This window comes from Rhizobium sp. CF142, from assembly GCF_000281145.1.
In the GTDB taxonomy this organism is placed as follows: domain Bacteria; phylum Pseudomonadota; class Alphaproteobacteria; order Rhizobiales; family Rhizobiaceae; genus Rhizobium.
The window spans coordinates 57158-75755 of record NZ_AJWE01000114.1; the positions used below are offsets into that span (position 1 = coordinate 57158).

The 18598-nt window shown below is 59.8% G+C and carries 15 protein-coding genes; 9 read left to right on the forward strand and 6 right to left on the reverse strand.

Going from position 1 to position 18598, the window contains the following annotated elements; all coding sequences use genetic code 11:
* Positions 1–164 precede the first annotated feature (164 nt).
* The 6 genes from PMI11_RS28125 to PMI11_RS28150 all read left to right on the forward strand — a co-directional run bounded on the left by PMI11_RS28125 (position 165) and on the right by PMI11_RS28150 (position 5684).
* A complete protein-coding gene (locus PMI11_RS28125) occupies positions 165–1268 on the forward strand; it encodes an ABC transporter substrate-binding protein (RefSeq protein ID WP_007824096.1) in 1104 nt (367 codons plus the stop codon).
* 70 nt (positions 1269–1338) lie between these two features.
* Complete coding sequence (locus PMI11_RS28130) at positions 1339–2232, forward strand: ABC transporter permease (protein ID WP_007824097.1); 894 nt, start codon at positions 1339–1341, stop codon at positions 2230–2232.
* The gene (locus PMI11_RS28135) at positions 2229–3017 is read left to right on the forward strand and encodes an ABC transporter permease (RefSeq protein ID WP_007824098.1); all 789 of its coding nucleotides are present in this window, start codon (positions 2229–2231) and stop codon (positions 3015–3017) included. Before PMI11_RS28130 ends, PMI11_RS28135 begins: the two co-directional genes overlap by 4 nt.
* A gap of 12 nt (positions 3018–3029) precedes the next feature.
* Complete coding sequence (locus PMI11_RS28140; protein ID WP_007824099.1) at positions 3030–4091, forward strand: ABC transporter ATP-binding protein; 1062 nt, start codon at positions 3030–3032, stop codon at positions 4089–4091.
* Between the two features lie 224 nt (positions 4092–4315).
* On the forward strand, positions 4316–4621 hold the full coding sequence (locus PMI11_RS28145) for an NIPSNAP family protein (RefSeq protein WP_007824100.1): 306 nt from the start codon (positions 4316–4318) through the stop codon (positions 4619–4621).
* A 184-nt stretch (positions 4622–4805) separates the two neighbouring features.
* Entirely contained in the window at positions 4806–5684 is an 879-nt protein-coding gene (locus PMI11_RS28150; RefSeq protein WP_051034661.1) for a DMT family transporter, read from the forward strand.
* A 66-nt stretch (positions 5685–5750) separates the two neighbouring features.
* On the opposite strand, the gene PMI11_RS28155 is transcribed toward PMI11_RS28150, so the two are convergent.
* From PMI11_RS28155 to PMI11_RS28175, 5 genes are all read right to left on the reverse strand, one after another.
* Positions 5751–6752 (reverse strand): ABC transporter ATP-binding protein, encoded by a 1002-nt coding sequence (locus PMI11_RS28155; RefSeq protein WP_007824102.1) that lies wholly within the window; start codon positions 6750–6752, stop codon positions 5751–5753.
* A 10-nt stretch (positions 6753–6762) separates the two neighbouring features.
* Positions 6763–7830, reverse strand: coding sequence for a Gfo/Idh/MocA family protein (locus PMI11_RS28160; RefSeq protein ID WP_007824103.1), 1068 nt, complete (start codon positions 7828–7830; stop codon positions 6763–6765).
* Entirely contained in the window at positions 7827–8669 is an 843-nt protein-coding gene (locus PMI11_RS28165) for a carbohydrate ABC transporter permease (RefSeq protein ID WP_007824104.1), read from the reverse strand. The genes PMI11_RS28160 and PMI11_RS28165 overlap by 4 nt, the downstream gene beginning before the upstream one ends.
* A gap of 14 nt (positions 8670–8683) precedes the next feature.
* Positions 8684–9631: a carbohydrate ABC transporter permease gene (locus tag PMI11_RS28170; RefSeq protein ID WP_007824105.1), complete on the reverse strand. Its 948-nt coding sequence runs from the start codon at positions 9629–9631 to the stop codon at positions 8684–8686.
* A gap of 214 nt (positions 9632–9845) precedes the next feature.
* Positions 9846–11105: an ABC transporter substrate-binding protein gene (locus PMI11_RS28175; protein WP_007824107.1), complete on the reverse strand. Its 1260-nt coding sequence runs from the start codon at positions 11103–11105 to the stop codon at positions 9846–9848.
* A gap of 527 nt (positions 11106–11632) precedes the next feature.
* Here PMI11_RS28175 and PMI11_RS28180 point away from each other — a divergent pair.
* Both PMI11_RS28180 and PMI11_RS28185 read left to right on the forward strand, forming a co-directional pair.
* Entirely contained in the window at positions 11633–12517 is an 885-nt protein-coding gene (locus PMI11_RS28180; protein WP_007824109.1) for an N-acetylglucosamine kinase, read from the forward strand.
* The gene (locus PMI11_RS28185) at positions 12514–13278 is read left to right on the forward strand and encodes a GntR family transcriptional regulator (protein WP_007824110.1); all 765 of its coding nucleotides are present in this window, start codon (positions 12514–12516) and stop codon (positions 13276–13278) included. The genes PMI11_RS28180 and PMI11_RS28185 overlap by 4 nt, the downstream gene beginning before the upstream one ends.
* A 115-nt stretch (positions 13279–13393) precedes the next feature.
* Here PMI11_RS28185 and metH read toward each other — a convergent pair whose 3' ends face one another.
* On the reverse strand, positions 13394–17167 hold the full coding sequence (metH, locus tag PMI11_RS28190) for a methionine synthase (RefSeq protein WP_007824112.1): 3774 nt from the start codon (positions 17165–17167) through the stop codon (positions 13394–13396).
* 181 nt (positions 17168–17348) lie between these two features.
* On the opposite strand from metH, the gene PMI11_RS28195 reads away from it, so the two are divergent.
* The gene (locus PMI11_RS28195; RefSeq protein ID WP_007824114.1) at positions 17349–18593 is read left to right on the forward strand and encodes an AGE family epimerase/isomerase; all 1245 of its coding nucleotides are present in this window, start codon (positions 17349–17351) and stop codon (positions 18591–18593) included.
* The last annotated feature ends 5 nt before the right edge of the window (positions 18594–18598 follow it).

Here is an 18598-nt window from a genome sequence, read left to right on the forward strand (position 1 = left end):
AACAAAGACGGATCTCGCGGAATCAGGACAGCCTGTCGCAAATAAAACATCTGCCGCAAGCGCCTGCTATTCATGACGAAATTAACGTCACGCAACTGTCATACAAGCTTCATCTAACGACAGTAACAGCACATCGGACACTGAAAACCCGAAGGAGAACAACAGTGATCTCTAACATTTCTCGACTGCTCTCGCTTTCTACTGCGATGATCGTTGCTTCGACTGCGATCGCAGCAGCTGAGCCGAGCGCTGATCTTATCGCTGCCGCCAAGAAGGAAGGCACGCTGACGACGATCGCTCTCCCACACGACTGGTGCGGCTATGGCGACGTCATTGCCGGCTTCAAGGCGAAGTATGGCCTCGAAGTCAACGAGCTGAACCCGGATGCCGGTTCGGGCGACGAAGTCGAAGCTATCAAGGCCAACAAGGGCAACACCGGCCCGCAGGCTCCTGACGTCATCGACGTCGGTCTCTCCTTCGGCCCGTCCGCCAAAAAGGACGGCCTGATCCAGCCTTACAAGGTATCGACCTGGGATTCGATCCCGGACACCGCCAAGGATGCCGAAGGTTACTGGTACGGCGACTATTACGGCGTTCTCTCGTTCCTCGTGAACAAGGATCTGGTCAAGACATCGCCGGCCGACTGGTCCGACCTGAAGAAGAGCGACTACGCAAACAGCGTCGCGCTCGCCGGCGATCCGCGCACCGCCAACCAGGCTGTCCAGGGCGTCTATGCTGCTGGTCTTTCCGCATCCGGCGGTAACGCCGCCAAGGCAGGCGAAGAAGGCCTGAAGTTCTTCGCCGAACTGAACAAGAACGGCAACTTCGTACCTGTCGTCGGCAAGGCGGCTCCGTTCGCGCAGGGCTCCACGCCGATCATCGTCGCCTGGGACTACAACGCTCTCTCCTGGGGTCAAAGCCTGAAGGGCAACCCTCCGTTTGAGGTCATCGTTCCGAAGACCGGCGTCGTTGCCGGCGTCTACGTCCAGGCGATCTCGGCCTTCGCTCCGCACCCGAACGCTGCCAAGCTCTGGATGGAATATCTCTATTCCGACGAAGGTCAGCTCGGCTGGCTGAAGGGCTATTGCCACCCGATCCGCTTCAACGATCTTGCCAAGAACAACAAGATCCCGAAGGACCTGCTCGACAAGCTGCCGCCGGCAGCAGCCTATGAAAAGGCTGTCTTCCCGACGCTCGAAGAACAGGCTGCCGGCAAGGAAGCCATCACCAAGAACTGGGATTCCGTCGTCGGCGCCAGCGTCAAGTAACACCTGATCCTGCCTCCTCGCCTCAGGGCGGGGAGGTTTTCTCACTCCGACGCCCCAGGATGAGCTTTCCATGAGTACCGTTTCAACACCTATGGTAAGCAGCGCCCCCTTGATCAACAAAGATCGCGTGATCGACTGGCTGGGCATTGCACCCTTCATTATTTTTTCCTTGCTGTTCTTGATCATCCCCACGCTTTATCTCGTGGCGGGCGCGTTCTTGACGCCCGAGGGCGAACTCACGCTGAAGAATATCGGCGATCTCTTTACGCCATCCATTTTGAGCGCTTACTGGATCAGTATTCGCGTCTCGGTGGCGTCCGCCCTCGGCGGCGCGCTGATCGGTTTTTTCCTCGCCTGGGCCGTCGTGCTCGGCGGCCTGCCGAACTCGGTGCGCTCGACGCTTCTGACCTTTTCCGGCGTCGCCTCGAATTTCGCCGGGGTACCGCTCGCCTTCGCCTTTCTCGCAACGCTCGGCCGCACCGGCCTTGTGACCCTCTTCCTGCGCGACTGGTTCGGCTTCAACCTTTACGGCACCGGCTTCAACCTCCTCTCGTTCTTCGGCCTCACCATCACCTACATGTATTTCCAGATCCCGCTGATGGTGCTGATCCTGACGCCGGCGCTGGACGGCATGAAGAAGGAATGGCGCGAAGCCTCTGAAATTCTCGGCGCTACCAACCGTCAATATTGGACGATGGTTGCCCTACCGATCCTCTGGCCGAGCCTGCTCGGTACCACGTTGCTGCTCTTTGCCAACGCTTTCGGCGCCATCGCCACCGCCTTCGCGCTGACCGGCAGTTCACTGAACATCGTGCCGATCCTGCTCTATGCGCAGATCCGCGGCGACGTCTTGCACAATGCCAACCTCGGTTACGCGATCGCGCTCGGCATGATCGTCATAACCGGCGTATCCAATGTCCTTTATCTCATGCTGCGCATGCGCGCCGAACGGTGGCAGAAATGAAAGCTCAACGTCTCGGAGCCTGGATCGCCATCATCCTCGGCGCGTCCTATTTTATCATTCCGCTGATCGGCACGATCGAATTTTCGCTGCGCATGCGCCGCGGCACCTATAGCTTCGATGCCTATCAGTCAGTCTTCTCGGACGCTCAGTTCCGCGAGACCTTCGGCTACTCCATGGGAATGGCGTTTCTGACCATCATCTTCGGCATGCTGCTCGTCGTACCGACAGCCTACTGGGTGCGGCTGCGCCTACCGCAGATGCGTCCGGTCGTCGAATTCATCACGCTGCTACCGCTCGTCATTCCGGCGATTGTCATCGTTTTCGGCTACCTCAGGATGTACAATTCGTCGTCCTATCTGCCGCTGACGAATTCGTCCATGGGCACCAACATCCTGCTGGTTTTCTCTTACATCACCTTGTCGCTGCCCTACATGTACCGCGCCGTCGATACAGCCATGCGCGCCATCGACGTCCGCACGCTGACAGAGGCCGCAGAAAGCCTCGGCGCTCGCTGGACGACCATCATGTTCAAGTGCATTTTCCCGAATGTCATGAGCGGCGTGCTCTCCGGCGCTTTCATCACGCTCGCGATTGTCATGGGCGAATTCACATTCGCCGCGCTGCTCAACCGTCCGGCCTTTGGCCCCTACCTGCAGCTCGTCGGCGCCAACAAGGCCTATGAGCCTTCCGCGCTCGCGGTCATCGCATTTTCGATCACCTGGCTCAGCATGGGCCTGCTCAACCTCGTTTCCCGCTTTGGCAAAGCCCGCCCGGCTAAAGCATAAGGTATTTGGCTCATGTCCTTTCTTACGCTGACCAACATTCAGAAATCCTTCGGCCAGACGCAGGTCGTCAAGAACTTCAACATGAACATCGAGAAAGGGGAATTCGTTTCCTTCCTCGGCCCGTCGGGCTGCGGCAAGACGACCGTCCTGCGCATGATCGCCGGTTTCGAGACACCGACCGGTGGCACGCTGACGATCAACGGCAAGGATCAGAGTGCGCTAAAACCGAACCAGCGCAACATCGGCATGGTCTTCCAGGCCTACGCCCTTTTCCCGAATATGACGGTGCACGACAACGTCGCTTTCGGCCTGAAGGTCGCGGGGGCTCCGAAGCCGGAGATCGACAGCCGGGTCAAGGAAATGCTCGGCCTCATCAAGCTCGATCATCTGGCAGATCGCTTCCCCTACCAGATGTCCGGCGGCCAGCAGCAACGCGTCGCACTCGCCCGCGCCCTTGCCGTCAAGCCGCAGGTTCTGCTGCTCGACGAGCCGCTCTCGGCGCTCGATGCCAAGATCCGCGTTTCGCTGCGCGAGGAAATCCGCCAGATCCAACAGTCGCTCGGCATCACCACGGTTTTCGTCACGCACGACCAGGAAGAAGCGCTCTCGATCTCCGACCGCATCGTCGTCATGAACGCCGGCAAGGCCGACCAGATCGGCACGCCCTTCGAGATCTACAACACGCCGGCAACGCGCTTCGTCGCCTCCTTCGTCGGCACGCTGAACCTCATCGAAGCCAAGGTGATCGACCCAGATAGCAATCGCATCCAGATCGGCGATCAGGGCGTAACGCTCAAGCAGTCCGTCCAGACCTACAAGGTCGGCGACACCGTTCAGCTTGCGCTCCGTCCGGAAGCCGGTTCGCTCGCCGAAGGCACCCAGAGCGACACCGCGCTGACCGGTGAGGTCGTCTCCGCCCACTTCCTGGGTTCGGTCATCCGCACCCGCATGAATGTCGGCGGCAACGTCATCTCCTTCGACATGTTCAACAGCCCCGGCGTCGCCCCACCGGCCGCTGGCGAAACAGTGACGCTCCGCTTCATGGCCGCCGACCTGCTCGTCATCCGCGACTGATCGAAAGAGACTGAAATCAAACGAAGGCGCCGCCAACGCGGCGCCTTTAGTATGCCTGATACCTAATTTTCATGAGCCCCTGCCCCTCTGAATATCCAGGCCAGGGAGATAGCATCGAAACGGAAGGCAGCGTAAAGGAACTGACCAACGGCTTGCCTCGAATCCGCGCAAGCAATACAGACCGGACAGCCATCCGCTCGGTCGTTCCATAACGGGGTCTTTCAATGATTACCTGCCATCTGCGATACGTCATCGACCCCTACAAGCTTGCCGAGTTCGAACAATACGCCCGGCTCTGGATCCCCATCGTCAACAGGATGGGCGGCGCCCATCACGGCTATTTCCTGCCGTCCGAGGGTGCAAACAACATTGCCGTGGCGCTGTTTTCCTTCCCGAGCCTTGCCGCCTATGAGGACTATCGCACCCGGATGGCAAGCGACCCGGAATGCCAGGCCGCCTTCGATCTCGACAAGCGTAACCGCAGCATTATCAGCTATGAGCGCAGCTTCATGCGCCCGGTTCTCGGTTGATCGCCCTGGAATTCAGTCCAGACATATCAATCCGGCCGATCGGGATAAGACAGCACCAGATTCCATAGAATTCGGATATCCGGATTGTTCCGTTGCTGTCGGCCACCCCAGCCGGGGATAGAGTGCAAGGCATATCTCCATTTATTGGAAGACGGCTTTGCGCATCGAAGCGATGACACAGTCAATGTCGGCGAAGGATTGGGGCCAGCTCGTGCTCCTGGGCGCCCTGTGGGGCGGGTCCTTCTTCTTCGCCCGCGTAGCCGTGTCCGAAATTCCGCCCTTGGCCCTCGTCCTTTATCGCGTGGCAATCGCCGCGCTGGTCCTGCATCTCTGGTTGAAGCTGCGCGGCATTTCCTTCGCGCCCGTTCTCGCCCGGCCCGGCTCTTTCCTGTGTCTCGCCCTGCTCAACAACGTCATTCCGTTCTCGCTGATCTTCACTGGCCAAACGGAAATCGGCGCCGGCCTAGCCTCGGTGTTCTATGCAACAACACCTCTTTGGACGATCCTCGTAGCGAATGCACTGACATCGGATGAAAAGATCTCAACCACGAAGATCGCGGGCGTCGCGATCGGCATCGCAGGCGCTGCCGTCATGATCGGCCCTGGACTTCTTTCCAATCTTGGCGGACCCACATGGGCAAAACTCGCAGTCATCGGAGCCGCTGTCTCCTATGCCTTCGCCGTCGTCTACGCCAAGCGCTTCAAAGGCATAAGCCCGACGGTCGTCGCGACTGGCCAACTGACAGGAGCGACCATCCTCATGCTGCCGATCGTTTTCTTTTTCTACAGCCCGGCCGACATCGTCACGCAGTCTGTTCCAATATGGATGGCCGTGCTGGTTCTCGCGATCCTGACCACCGCCTTCGCCTTCATTCTCTATTTCAATCTCATCGCCTCGGCCGGAGCGACCAATGCTTCCCTGGTGACGCTGCTGGTGCCCGTCAGCGCGATCCTGCTGGGTACGGTGTTTCTCGGCGAAAGACTGGAAACGTTCGAGTTTGGCGGCATGATCCTGGTTATGGCAAGCCTGATCATCATCGATGGACGGATTTTTCGACGCTAACCCATCTACCTGTCGCTCGATAGAAAAAGCCCCGCTCGATGGCGGGGCTTTTCGTTCGGGTGGCAATCAACGGATCGCCTGATCGTTCGCGTCGAAGCGATGGACGTGACTCCCGTCAGGCGTCGCATAGACGATCTCGTCCGGCTCGTACTTATGCTCGCCGAAGAGGCGCGCGGTCAGCAGGCCGCACTGGTCGGATTCCAGATAGACGATGGTGTCGGCGCCGAGATGTTCGACATGCACGGTCTTCGCCTTCCAGGTGCCGCTGTCGCGCGACAGCGTCAGATGTTCGGGACGGATGCCGACCGTCTTTGCGTCCGCATCGCCCACCTTGTCGCCGGCAATGAAGTTCATCTGCGGCGAGCCGATGAAGCCGGCGACAAATGTATTGGCCGGGCGGTTATAGAGTTCCATCGGCGAACCGATCTGCTCGATTGCGCCGGCATTCAGCACCACGATCTTGTCGGCGAGCGTCATGGCTTCGACCTGATCGTGGGTAACGTAGATCATGGTCGCCTTGAGGCTGCGGTGCAGGCGGGCGATTTCGAGGCGCGTCTGCACGCGCAGCGCCGCATCGAGGTTGGAGAGCGGTTCGTCGAACAGGAAGAGTTCCGGCTCGCGCACGATCGCACGGCCGATCGCCACGCGCTGGCGCTGACCACCGGAAAGCTCGGCCGGACGACGCGCCAGGTATTGTTCGAGCGACAGCATCGACGACGCCTTGCTCACCCGCTTCTCGATCTCATCCTTGGCCGTACCGGCTTGCTTGAGCCCAAGGCCCATATTGTCCTTGACCGTCAGGTGCGGATAGAGCGCGTAGGACTGGAACACCATGGCGATGCCACGCTTGGCCGGTGGCGTCAGCGTCTCGTCGCGGCCATTGATGATGACGGCGCCCGAGGTCACGTCTTCCAGGCCGGCAATGCTGCGCAGCAGGGTCGATTTTCCGCAGCCGGAAGGGCCGACGAAGATGACGAATTCGCCGTCCTTGACTTCGAGGTCGATGCCTTTCAGCACATCATGCGTGCCATAGGCCTTGCGGATGGATTTGAGTTGAAGCGATCCCACTAGTCTTTCCTTATAGTCTAACCGGTCGGCCGGTGCGCACGCTTTCGTCAGCGGCAAGGCAGATGCGCAGCGAGGCCACGGCGTCATCCATATGGCGGGTAAGGTCCAGATCTTCGCTGACAGCGCGCAGCACGAAGGCCTGTTCCAGGTCGCAAAGCGCCTGATGGCCGGGCTCGCCTTCCATCGTCATGTCCTGATCGGGACGGATGAACTTGCCGTCGGGGCCGGTTTCTGCCGTGTGCAGCCGGATGACGGAGGTCTTGGTATGCGTGTCGATATCGTCCGACTTCGCCTTCGGATCCATGACGATCGAAACCGCACCGTTCGGCGACATGACGTCCTTCACGAAGAAGGCGGTCTCGGAGATCATCGGCCCCCAGCCGGCCTCGTACCAGCCGACGGAACCGTCTTCATAGAGCACCTGCAGGTGGCCGTAATTATACATGTCGGGCGCGATCTCGTTCGACAGCCGCAGGCCCATGCCGCGCACCTCGACCGCCTTGGCATCGGTGATCTGGCACATGACGTCGACATAGTGGACGCCGCAATCGACGATCGGTGATGTCGTCTGCATCAGCGACTTGTGAGTCACCCAGGTCGGGCCGCTGGACTGCTGATTGAGGTTCATGCGGAAGACATAGGGGCCGCCGAGCTTCCGCGCTTCCTCGATCAGCTTCTTCCAGGATGGATGGTGGCGAAGGATATAACCGATGACCAGCTTCTTGCCGGCCTTCTTCGCCGCGGCCACGACGCGCTCCGCATCGGCAACTGTCGTTGCGAGCGGCTTTTCGACGAAGACGTCGCAGCCGGCTTCGAAGGCGGCCACAGCGTAATCGGCGTGGCTGTCAGAATAGGTATTGATCGAGCAGAGATCCGGTTTCAGTTCGACAAGCGCCCTCATGAAATCCGGATGGATCGTGTACTGCTCCAGTTCCGGCGCAAGCTGCGACGGCTTGGAACGGTTGACGAGGCCGACGATCTGGTAGCCCGGATTGTTGTGATAGGCGAGCGCATGACTGCGGCCCATATTGCCGAGGCCGGCGACGAGAACGCGGATCGGCTTGTCGGATTGGCTCACTTGACGGCTCCCGAGGTGATGCCGCGGATCAGCTGCCGCGAGAAGATGACATAGAGAACGAGGATCGGCAGGATCGCGAGCGAGAGCGCCGCCAGAACCGCGTTCCAGTTGGTGACGAACTGGCCGATGAAGATCTGCGAACCGAGCGTCACGGTCTTGGTGGCTTCAGATGGCGCGAGAATCAGCGGGAACCACAGGTCGTTCCAGATCGGGATCATGGTGAAGACGGCAACCGTCGCCATGGCCGGGCGCACCAGCGGCAGCACAAGGCGGAAGAAGATCGCATATTCCGAGAGCCCGTCGATGCGCCCGGCATTCTTCAGGTCGTCGGACACGGTGCGCATGAATTCCGACAGAATGAAGATCGCAAGCGGGATGCCCTGCGCGGTATAGACGAGGATCAGTGCTGTCAGCGTATTGACGAGGCCGCTCGCGACCATGCCCTGCAGGATGGCGACCGTGCCGAGGCGGATCGGGATCATGATGCCGATCGCCATATAGAGGCCAACAAGCGTATTGCCCTTGAAGCGGTATTCCGACAGCGCGAAGGCGGCCATCGCCCCGAACAGCAGCACGAGGAAGATCGCAACGATCGTCACGATGAAGCTGTTCTGGAAATAGGTGGCGAAGTCACCCTGCCCTAGCACCGTCTGGTAGCCGACGAGGCTGAAGGTCGAAGGCGTCGGCACCTGCAGCGGCGACCGGAAGATCGAATTGCGGTCCTTGAACGAATTGACGATCGTCAGGAACACCGGAAAGATGGCGATCAGCGTGTAGCCGATCAGCGCCAGATGCACGAGGCCGGCACGGATGGGAGATGTGCGCGCTCTATTCGACATGGGGCTCACACTCCTCAGAACTGGTAGCGACGCATGCGCCGCTGGATGGCGAAAAGATAGAAGGACACGCCGGCAAGGATGATCAGGAACATTACCGTCGCGATCGTCGCCCCCATGGACCGGTCGCCGAGCTGCAGCTGGAAACCGAAGAAAGTGCGGTAGAGCAGCGTGCCCAGAATATCCGTCGACATGTCGGGGCCGGCAAGCGCGCCCTGCACCGTATAGATCAGGTCGAAGGCGTTGAAGTTGCCGACGAAAGTCAGGATCGAGATGATACCGATTGCCGGCAGGATCAGCGGCAGCTTGATCTTCCAAAACTGAGCCCAGCCGGTGATGCCGTCGCATTCGGCAGCCTCGATCACCTCCTCCGGGATGCTGAGAAGTGCTGCATAGATCAGCATCATCGGGATGCCGATATATTGCCAGTTGGAGATCAGCGACACGGCGATCAGCGCTGGACCGGATTGCCCGAGCCAAGGGGCAAAGGCCCATTTCAAACCGACGAGGCTCATCAGCCAGGGTGCGACACCCCAGATCGGCGAGAGGATCAGCTTCCAGATAAAGCCGACGATGACGAAGGAGAGCAGCGTCGGCAGGAAGATCGCCGTACGGTAGAAGGCGACGAAACGCAGCCGCGGCGTCGACAGTAGCGCGGCGAGCGCAATCCCGATCGGATTCTGCACGCACATATGGATGATGAAGAAGATCACGTTGTTGCGAAGCGCATTCCAGAAGTCATGCACCCAGCGAGCATCGCCGAAGAGAACTTTGTAATTTGCAAGCCCAACGAAGGCCGGTGCGCCATCGACCGTATTATAGAAGGAAAGCCGGAGCGTTTCGATCAGCGGCAGGATCATGATCGCCGTATAGACGATGAAGGCCGGAAGAAGGAAGATTCCGATATGCCAGCGAATGGGACGCTTGATCGGGATCACGTCGACTGCGTTGTCGGCTTCGCTCATGGCTTTTGCCTGTTTTTATTGGCTGGGCCGGAGGGCGCAGCGCAGGTGGAAATCTTGCCCCTCACTCCCCCTCTCCCTCTATTCGAAGAGCGGGCATGCCCATACCTGAAAACCACGGGCCAAGAGGCGGCTGCGAGTCTCTTGTCTTACGGGACAAGATGGCCGGCAGGCCGATAAGGGGCGGCCCGATAGACCGCCCCTCACCTTCAAAACCTTACTTCGCCGGCTTGTACCAGCTGTCGAGGCCCTTCTGGAGCTTTTCGGCAGCAGCGGCCGGGGTGTCCGTGCCGTTGATGACGTTGGCCGATTCAACCCAGGTCTCGTTTTCGAGGTTCGGCGTGCCGCGCGACAGGATCTGATAGGTCGAGCGGACGGTCGACTTGTACGGGCCGCGCCAGGAAACGAATTCCTGAGCGAGCGGATCGCTCATCTTGACCGGGTTGGAGTTCAGGCTGAAGAAGCCCGGCAGTGCGTTCGCATAGATATCTGCGAATTCAGGCGAAGCCACCCAGCTGAGGAACTTCTTGGCTTCTTCCTGGTGCGTGCTCTTGGCGTTCAGGGCAACGCCGATATCCGGATGGTCGGAGATGTAGCCCGTATCGCCAGCCTTAGGAACCGGCGGCGGGAAGGCGCCCATCTTGAACTGCGCCTGCGTGTTGAACAGCGAAATTTCCCACGAACCGGCCGGATAGATAGCGGCGCGGCCGAGCGTGAAGAGGTTCTGGCTGTCCGAGTAGGTCTGGGCTTCGAAACCGTCGCCGAGATAGGGTTTCCACTTGGCAAGCTCTTCGTAAGGCTTGACCCAGTCGGCGTCCGTCAGTTTCTGCTTGCCGGCGATAAGAGCTTCGCGGCCCTCTTCACCCTTCCAGTAGTTCGGGCCGATGTTCTGGTAGCCCATGGTAGCGGCTTCCCAAAGGTCCTTCGTGCCCATGGCGAGCGGGATGTAGGTACCGTCAGCCTTGATCTTGTCGAGGGCTGCGAAGAACTCGTCTTCCGTCTTCGGAATAGCGATGCCGAGCTTGTCGAAGGCATCCTTGTTGTAGATGAAGCCGTGGATGACCGAAGCCATCGGTACGCAGAAGGTCGACTTGCCATCGTCTGTCGACCATGCAGCCTTGGCGACCGGCGAGAAGTTTTCCATGCCGGACAGGCTGGTGATGTCGACGAGCTGCTTCTTGTTGAAGAGTTCGAGCGAGGCATCGAACGGACGGCAGGTGATGATGTCGCCTGCAGAACCTGCATCGAGCTTGGCATTCAGCGAAGCATTGTATTCAGTCGGAGCGGTCGGCGAGAAGACGACCTTGATGCCCGGGTTCTTGGCTTCGAAAGCCGGGATGATCTTTTCTTGCCAAATCTGCAGGTCGTCGTTACGCCAGCTTTCAACGGTAAGCGTCACGTCGGCGGCATGAACGAGGCCGGCTGACGACAGCAGGCTGGAGGCAAGCAGCAAGCTTTTCAGAGCAGTGTTTTTCATTTCCCTCTCCTGTTTTGAGCGCCGCTAGGCGCTGTTTTCGATCTGAAACAAGCAGTTGGCGTGTCTGAGGAAACACCCAACGCCCCTTTTAGAGTCGCCAAGATTGCCGACCCCGAAGCTCTCTCGACCGAAGACGATAGCCTCCGGCCGGACGGTGCGCCCTCCCGATACACTGAACCGGGCGCCAGAAAATAAGGGAAAACTGGAAAGATGCCGCGCTCCCGCAAGCCATGTCGGCTCCTTCGGATCGTGGTCTGCACCTTTCTCGAAACCTGGCCGGCGCTATTTTTCTTTGCCGGTTTTCACATGCCTCGATACGCTGTTCCCTTTTCCGGAATTAAGGCCAAAAAAATACCAATTGTCCAGCCGAAATTAACTTCTGGACCAGAGAAAATTCATTAAAAATTTTTACCGTTTAAAATCAACATGTTAAAATTGGAGAATTTCCCGATCATTTCTGCTTGGTAAATGGTATTTTTTTGGTATTGTATTAAAAAACACAAGGGAACGGCGTATCCGGAGGTCCGATGACGGAACTTGCAATCGGCATAGATGGCGGTGGAACGAGCTGCCGGGCCGCAGTTGCGGACAGAATGGGCAATGTCATTGGCCGCGGCAGGGCGGGCCCTGCCAACATCCTTTCCGATCTGGAGAACTCTCTCGTCAATATCGTCGAATCCGCTCGTCAGGCTCTGCGTGATGCAGGATTTGAAAATGAAACCGTTTCCACCGCCACCGCTGTCATCGGTGTCGCCGGTGCCAATGTCGGCGATTACGGCAAGCGCATCGAAAAGGCTCTTCCCTTCAGAAATGGCCAGGTCGTCACCGACGCGCTGATTTCGCTGCAGGGCGCGCTCGGAGACGGCGACGGCATTGTCGGCGCTCTCGGAACCGGCTCCGTTTATAATGCCCGCCGGAATGGCAAACTGCACGGGATCGGCGGCTGGGGCTCGATCGTCGGCGATCAGGCAAGCGGCGCCCGGCTTGGCCGCGATCTCCTGGAAAGATCCCTGCTTGCCTATGATAAAGTTCGCACTGCCTCGCCGTTGACGGAAAAGGTCATGGCCGAATACGGCAACGATCCGGAACGCCTCGTCGAATTTGCCCATACGGCCCGGCCGACGGACTTCGCCCGTTATGCGCCCATGGTCTTCGAAGGCGCTCAGGCCGGCGATGTCATTGCAATCGAGATCGTCGAGGATGCAGCGCGCGCGATCGACGAAAGCCTCAATGCACTCTCATGGGCGGAATGCCCGTCCATCTGCCTGCTTGGCGGACTGGCCAAAGCCTATCATCCGTGGCTCGCCGATCGGCACAAGGCGCTTCTCGCAGAGCCAAAGGCCGATGCGCTGCAGGGCGCCGTCGACCTTGCTGTAAAGCTTCGGAACGAACGGCAGAGAGGTGTGGCATGACCGACGATCTCGCCTCCATCCTTTCGCCTCAACGCTTGCAGGCCGGCGGCACCGGCCCACTCTATGTGAAGCTGCGCCGCACTCTGGAAGACGCTGTCCGCACCGGCACACTCGCCCATGGCGATGCCCTGCCCCCAGAACGCGACATCGCCGAATTTGCCGCCGTCAGCCGTGTGACCGTACGCAAGGCGATCGACGAGCTCGTGGCCGACGGCCTGCTCGTGCGCCGCCACGGCTCCGGCACCTTTGTCGCAAAACCGGTTTCGAAAGTCGAACAGCGCCTGTCGCAGCTCACCTCCTTCACCGAGGACATGGCCCGGCGGGGCATGACCGCCCGTTCCGAATGGCTGCACAAGGGCATCCACACGCCCTCGCCCGACGAGATGATGATCCTCGGCCTCGGCACCGACATTAAGGTCTCGCGCCTGTCGCGCCTGCGCATAGCCGACGACCAGCCCTTGGCGATCGAACATGCGAGCGTATCAGGCGAATTCCTGCCCGATCCCTCTGCTGTCACCAATTCGCTTTATGCAGAACTGGAACGCCGCGGCGTCCGCCCAGTGCGCGCCGTCCAGCGGATTTCCGCGACCAACATGAAGGAAGCTGACGCCCACCTGCTCGGCGTCCCCGTCGGCCAGGCCGGGCTCTCCATCGAGCGTATTTCCTATCTCGGCTCCGGCCGCGCGGTGGAATTCACCCGCTCGCTCTATCGGGGCGACGCCTATGACTTTGTCGCCGAGCTGACGATCGGAGTGATCTGAATTTTTCATTTCAATTCAATAAGATAAAGCCGGAAAGTGAATCACTTCCCGGCTTTTTCATTCATTGAATCGACCACTGAGCCTGCCGCTTTAAGCGACGGGAAAGACTCAGGTTTCAGGCCGCGTCTTCGATCTCTTCATTGATCTTGCGCGGCACGTAGTTGAGCACCGGCCCGAGCCAGCGCTCGACTTCGGAAATCTCCATGCCCTTGCGCTTGGCATAGTCTTCCACCTGATCACGCTCCACCTTGGCAACACCGAAATAGTAAGAGTCCGGGTGGCCGATATAGATGCCTGACACGGACGAACCAGGCCACATCGCATAGCTCTCGGTCAGCTTCACGCCAGCGGTATTTTCCGCGTCGAGAAGAGAAAACAGCGTCTTCTTCTCGGTGTGGTCGGGCTGGGCCGGATAGCCGGGTGCCGGGCGGATGCCGGCATAGGCTTCGGTGATGAGATCCTCGTTGGAGAGCGTCTCGTCCTTGGCATAACCCCAGTATTCGCGGCGCACGCGCTCATGCATACGCTCGGCGAAGGCTTCGGCGAAGCGGTCGGCAAGAGCCTTCACGAGGATCGAGGAATAGTCGTCGTTCGACCGCTCGAAACGTTCGGCGATGGCGATCTCCTCGAAGCCAGCCGTCACGACGAAGCCGCCGACATAATCCTGCACACCGCTGTCGACCGGTGCCACGAAGTCCGACAACGCCACGTTCGGGCGGCCGTCGCGCTTCGAAAGCTGCTGGCGAAGCGTGTAGAACGTCGCCAACTCTTCCTTGCGCGCATTGTCCTTGAAGAGGCGGATATCGTCGCCGACGGTACCAGCCGGCCAGAAGCCGATAACGGCGCGCGGCCGGAACCACTTCTCGTCGATGATCTTCTTCAGCATCGCCTGGGCGTCGTTCCAGAGAGCGCGCGCGGCTTCACCCTGCTTCTCGTCCTCGAGGATCGCCGGGTAGCGGCCGCGCAACTCCCAGGTCTGGAAGAACGGTGTCCAGTCGATGTACTTTGCAAGCTCGGCCAGATCGTAGTCTTCGAACACCTTGGTTCCGAGGAAGCTCGGCTTGGTCGGCTTATAGGCTGCCCAATCGACCTTCTGCGCATTTTCGCGGGCGCGCGAAAGCGGCAGGCGCACCTTTTCGGCTTCGCTGCGCGCATGAGCGGCAGCAACCTTGGCATATTCGGCCCTGATATCGTCGATATAGGGCTGGCGGTTTTCCGGCGAGAGCAGCGAGGACACGACGCCAACGGCACGGCTGGCATCCGTCACGTAAATCGACTGGCCCTTGTTGTAGCCCGGATGGATCTTGACGGCCGTATGCACGCGGCTGGTCGTCGCTCCGCCGATCAAAAGCGGAATGTCGAAGCCCTGCCGCTCCATTTCGGCCGCCACATGCACCATCTCGTCGAGCGACGGCGTGATGAGGCCGGAGAGACCGATGATATCGACCTTCTCGGCAACAGCCGTTTCAAGGATCTTCGTCGCCGGCACCATCACGCCGAGGTCGATGATCTCGTAATTGTTGCAGGCGAGCACGACGCCGACGATGTTCTTGCCGATATCGTGCACGTCGCCCTTGACGGTCGCCATCAGGATCTTGCCGGCAGACTTGCGTTCTTCGCCGCCATTCAGCCGCTTCTCCTCTTCCATGTAAGGAAGGAGAACGGCAACGGCCTGCTTCATGACACGGGCGGACTTCACCACCTGCGGCAGGAACATCTTGCCCGAGCCGAAGAGATCGCCAACGACGTTCATGCCGGCCATCAGCGGGCCTTCGATGACATGCAGCGGCCGCGCCGCCTGCTGGCGGGCTTCCTCGGTATCGGCCTCGATATATTCGGTAATGCCGTTGACCAGCGCATGTTCGAGGCGTTTCGCGACACTCCACTCGCGCCAGGAAAGATCCTGCACCTTGCCTTCCTTGCCGGCCGCGCCCCGGAAGCGCTCGGCCACTTCAAGCAGCCGCTCGGTTCCGTCGGGACGACGGTTCAGCACCACGTCTTCGCAGGCTTCGCGCAGGTCTGGATCGATCTGATCGTAGACAGCAAGCTGGCCGGCATTGACGATACCCATGTCCATACCCGCCTGAATGGCGTGGTAGAGGAACACGGCGTGCATCGCCTCACGCACCGGCTCATTGCCGCGGAAGGAGAAGGAAAGGTTCGACACACCGCCGGAGATATGGACGAGCGGCATGGTCTTGCGGATCGTGCGCGTCGCCTCGATGAAGTCGACGCCGTAATTATTGTGCTCCTCGATGCCGGTCGCGACAGCGAAGATGTTCGGGTCGAAGATGATGTCTTCGGGCGGGAAGCCGACCTTCTCCGTCAAAAGCTTGTAGGCGCGCGTGCAGATGTCCACCTTGCGCTGGTAGCTGTCCGCCTGCCCCGTCTCGTCGAAAGCCATGACGACCACGGCCGCGCCGTAATTGTGCAGCAGACGTGCCTGGGCTAGGAAATTCTCCTCGCCTTCCTTCAGCGAGATCGAGTTGACGATCGGCTTGCCCTGAACGCGCTTCAGGCCGGATTCGATGATCGAGAACTTCGAGCTATCGATCATGACGGGCACGCGGGCGATATCGGGCTCAGCAGCGATCAGGTTCAGGAACTCGACCATCGCCTTTTCGGAATCGATCAGCCCTTCGTCCATGTTGATGTCGATCACCTGCGCACCATTCTCGACCTGGTCGCGGGCGACATCGAGCGCTGCCGTGAAATCGGCATTGGTGATCAGCTTGCGGAAGCGGGCCGAACCGGTGACGTTGGTGCGCTCGCCGACATTGACGAAGGGAATGTCCTTGGTCAGCTCGAAGGGCTCAAGACCCGACAGCGACATGAAGGGGCGATGTTCGGGAATCGGGCGCGGCTTGTACTTGGCCACCGTCTCCGCAATCATCCTGATATGCTCGGGCGTGGAGCCGCAGCAGCCGCCGACGATGTTGACGAGGCCTTCGCGTGCGAAGCTGTCGATCTGCGCGGCCATCAGTTCCGGCGTCTCGTCATACTGGCCGAATTCATTCGGCAGGCCGGCATTCGGATAGGCGCAGATGAAGGTATCGGCAACGCCCGAAAGCTCCTGCAGATGCGGGCGCATTGCATTGGCGCCCAGCGCGCAGTTGAGGCCGATGGTGAACGGGTTGGCATGGCGCACCGAGTTCCAGAAGGCGCTCGGCGTCTGGCCGGACAGTGTACGGCCCGAGAGATCCGTGATCGTGCCAGAGATCATGACCGGCAGGCGGATACCCTTGGCCTCGAAGCGCTCCTCGCAGGCAAAGATCGCAGCCTTGGCATTCAGCGTATCGAAGATCGTCTCGATCAGGATGATGTCGGCGCCGCCATCGATCAGGCCGTCGATCTGTTCTGCATAGGCATCGCGCAGGTCGTCGAAAGTGACGGCGCGGAAACCGGGATTGTTGACGTCGGGCGAAATCGAGGCCGTTCGGTTGGTTGGGCCGATGGCGCCGGCAACGAAACGGCGCTTACCGTCTTCGCGTTCGGCACGCTGGGCGGCGCGTCGAACGATCTCCGCGCCTTCCTTGTTCAGCGCATAGACCTCGCCTTCCATCTGATAATCGGCCTGCGCGATGCGGGTCGAGGAGAAGGTATTGGTTTCGAGGATGTCGGCGCCGGCCTTGGCATACTTATAATGGATCTCCTCGATCGCGTCCGGCTGGGACAGGATCAGCAGGTCGTTATTGCCCTTCTGATGGCACGCGCAGCCGATGAAACGCGAGCCTCGGAAATGGTCTTCATCATAGCCCAGCCCCTGGATCTGCGTGCCCATGGCGCCGTCAAGAACGAGGATGCGCTCGCTGGCAGCTTGTCTCAGCGCCGCAAACACTTCACTGCCATCACGCTTGCCCCCTTCGGGACCAAAGAGATTATCGAACACGGGAAGGCTCCTTGACATCATAGGATCATAAGATCGGAAACGACAAATCACATAAAGATATCTTTATGTCAACATATGCCTATCGGTTTAGGCCATTGCAAGCCTTGGCGGATGACAGACTCGCCCGACCTCTATATAGGCGTTTTCCTAAAGGCATTGTGCACGAATTCGGAGGAGTATCATGGCACCTGCACTCGGCAACTGGTCCACCCGCGCCTATCATCGCGGCTGGCTGCTTTCGCAGGCCAACGGCCTCCTTGATTTCTTCCAGCATAACTCCATCAATCCCAAAGGCGGCTTCTACGATCTCGACGACGCTGGCAAGCCGCTTAATGCCGAGGGACAGGTGCGTCCGATCCATATCGCATCGCGCGCCGTCCACTGCTTCTCGATCGGCACCTTGCTCGGCCGCCCCGGTGCCGCCGATGTCGTCGACCACGGCATGGATTATCTCTGGAACCACCACCGCGACCGCAAGAATGGCGGTTACTTCTGGTCGCTGAACAATGAAGGCCCGGTTGATTCCAACAAGCAGGGTTACGGCCACGCCTTCGTGCTGCTCGCAGCCTCCTCGGCAAAGACGATCGGCCATCCCCTGGCAGACGGCATGCTGGCCGATATCACCGAGGTCCTGAACACGAAGTTCTGGGAAGCCAAGCACGGTGCCATCGCCGAGGAATTCACCGCCGACTGGCAGCCACTCGATGGCGGCGCCTATCGTGGCCAGAACTCCAACATGCACCTCACCGAAGCGCTGATGGCCGCATTCGAAGCGACTGGCGATCGGGATTACCTCACCAAGGCCGAAAGCATCGCCGACCTCGTCATCCGCCGCTCGGCTGGCTCCGTCGGCTGGCGCGTCGCCGAACATTTCGATGCCGAATGGAACCTCGACAAGGATTACTATCATCCGAACGAAATGTTCCGCCCGGCCGGCACGACACCCGGCCACTGGCTGGAATGGACCCGCCTGATCCTGCAGCTCTGGGCGCTCGGCGGCAAGCGCATAGAATGGATGCCGGATGCGGCAAAAGCCCTCTTCGAGCAATCCATGGTGCTCGGCTGGGACAACCACAAGGGCGGCTTCTTCTATACGCTCGACTGGGCCGATAAACCGGCTAAGCGCAACAAGCTCTGGTGGCCGGTCTGCGAGGGTGCGGCTGCCGCGCACTTCCTCAACGAGCACCTGCCGAGCGATTATCACGAAGAATGCTACCGCAAGATCTGGAACGTGATCGAGCGCAGCTTCATCGACCACAAGAACGGCGGTTGGCACGAGGAATTGACGGAAGACCTCGTGCCCTCACACTCGCTCTTCCCCGGCAAGGGCGACATCTACCACGCCCTGCAGGCCTGCCTCATCCCGCTCTTCCCGGCAACGGGCAGTCTGACCAAGGGCATCAGCGAAGCCGGCGGCAAGCTCTGAGGCGA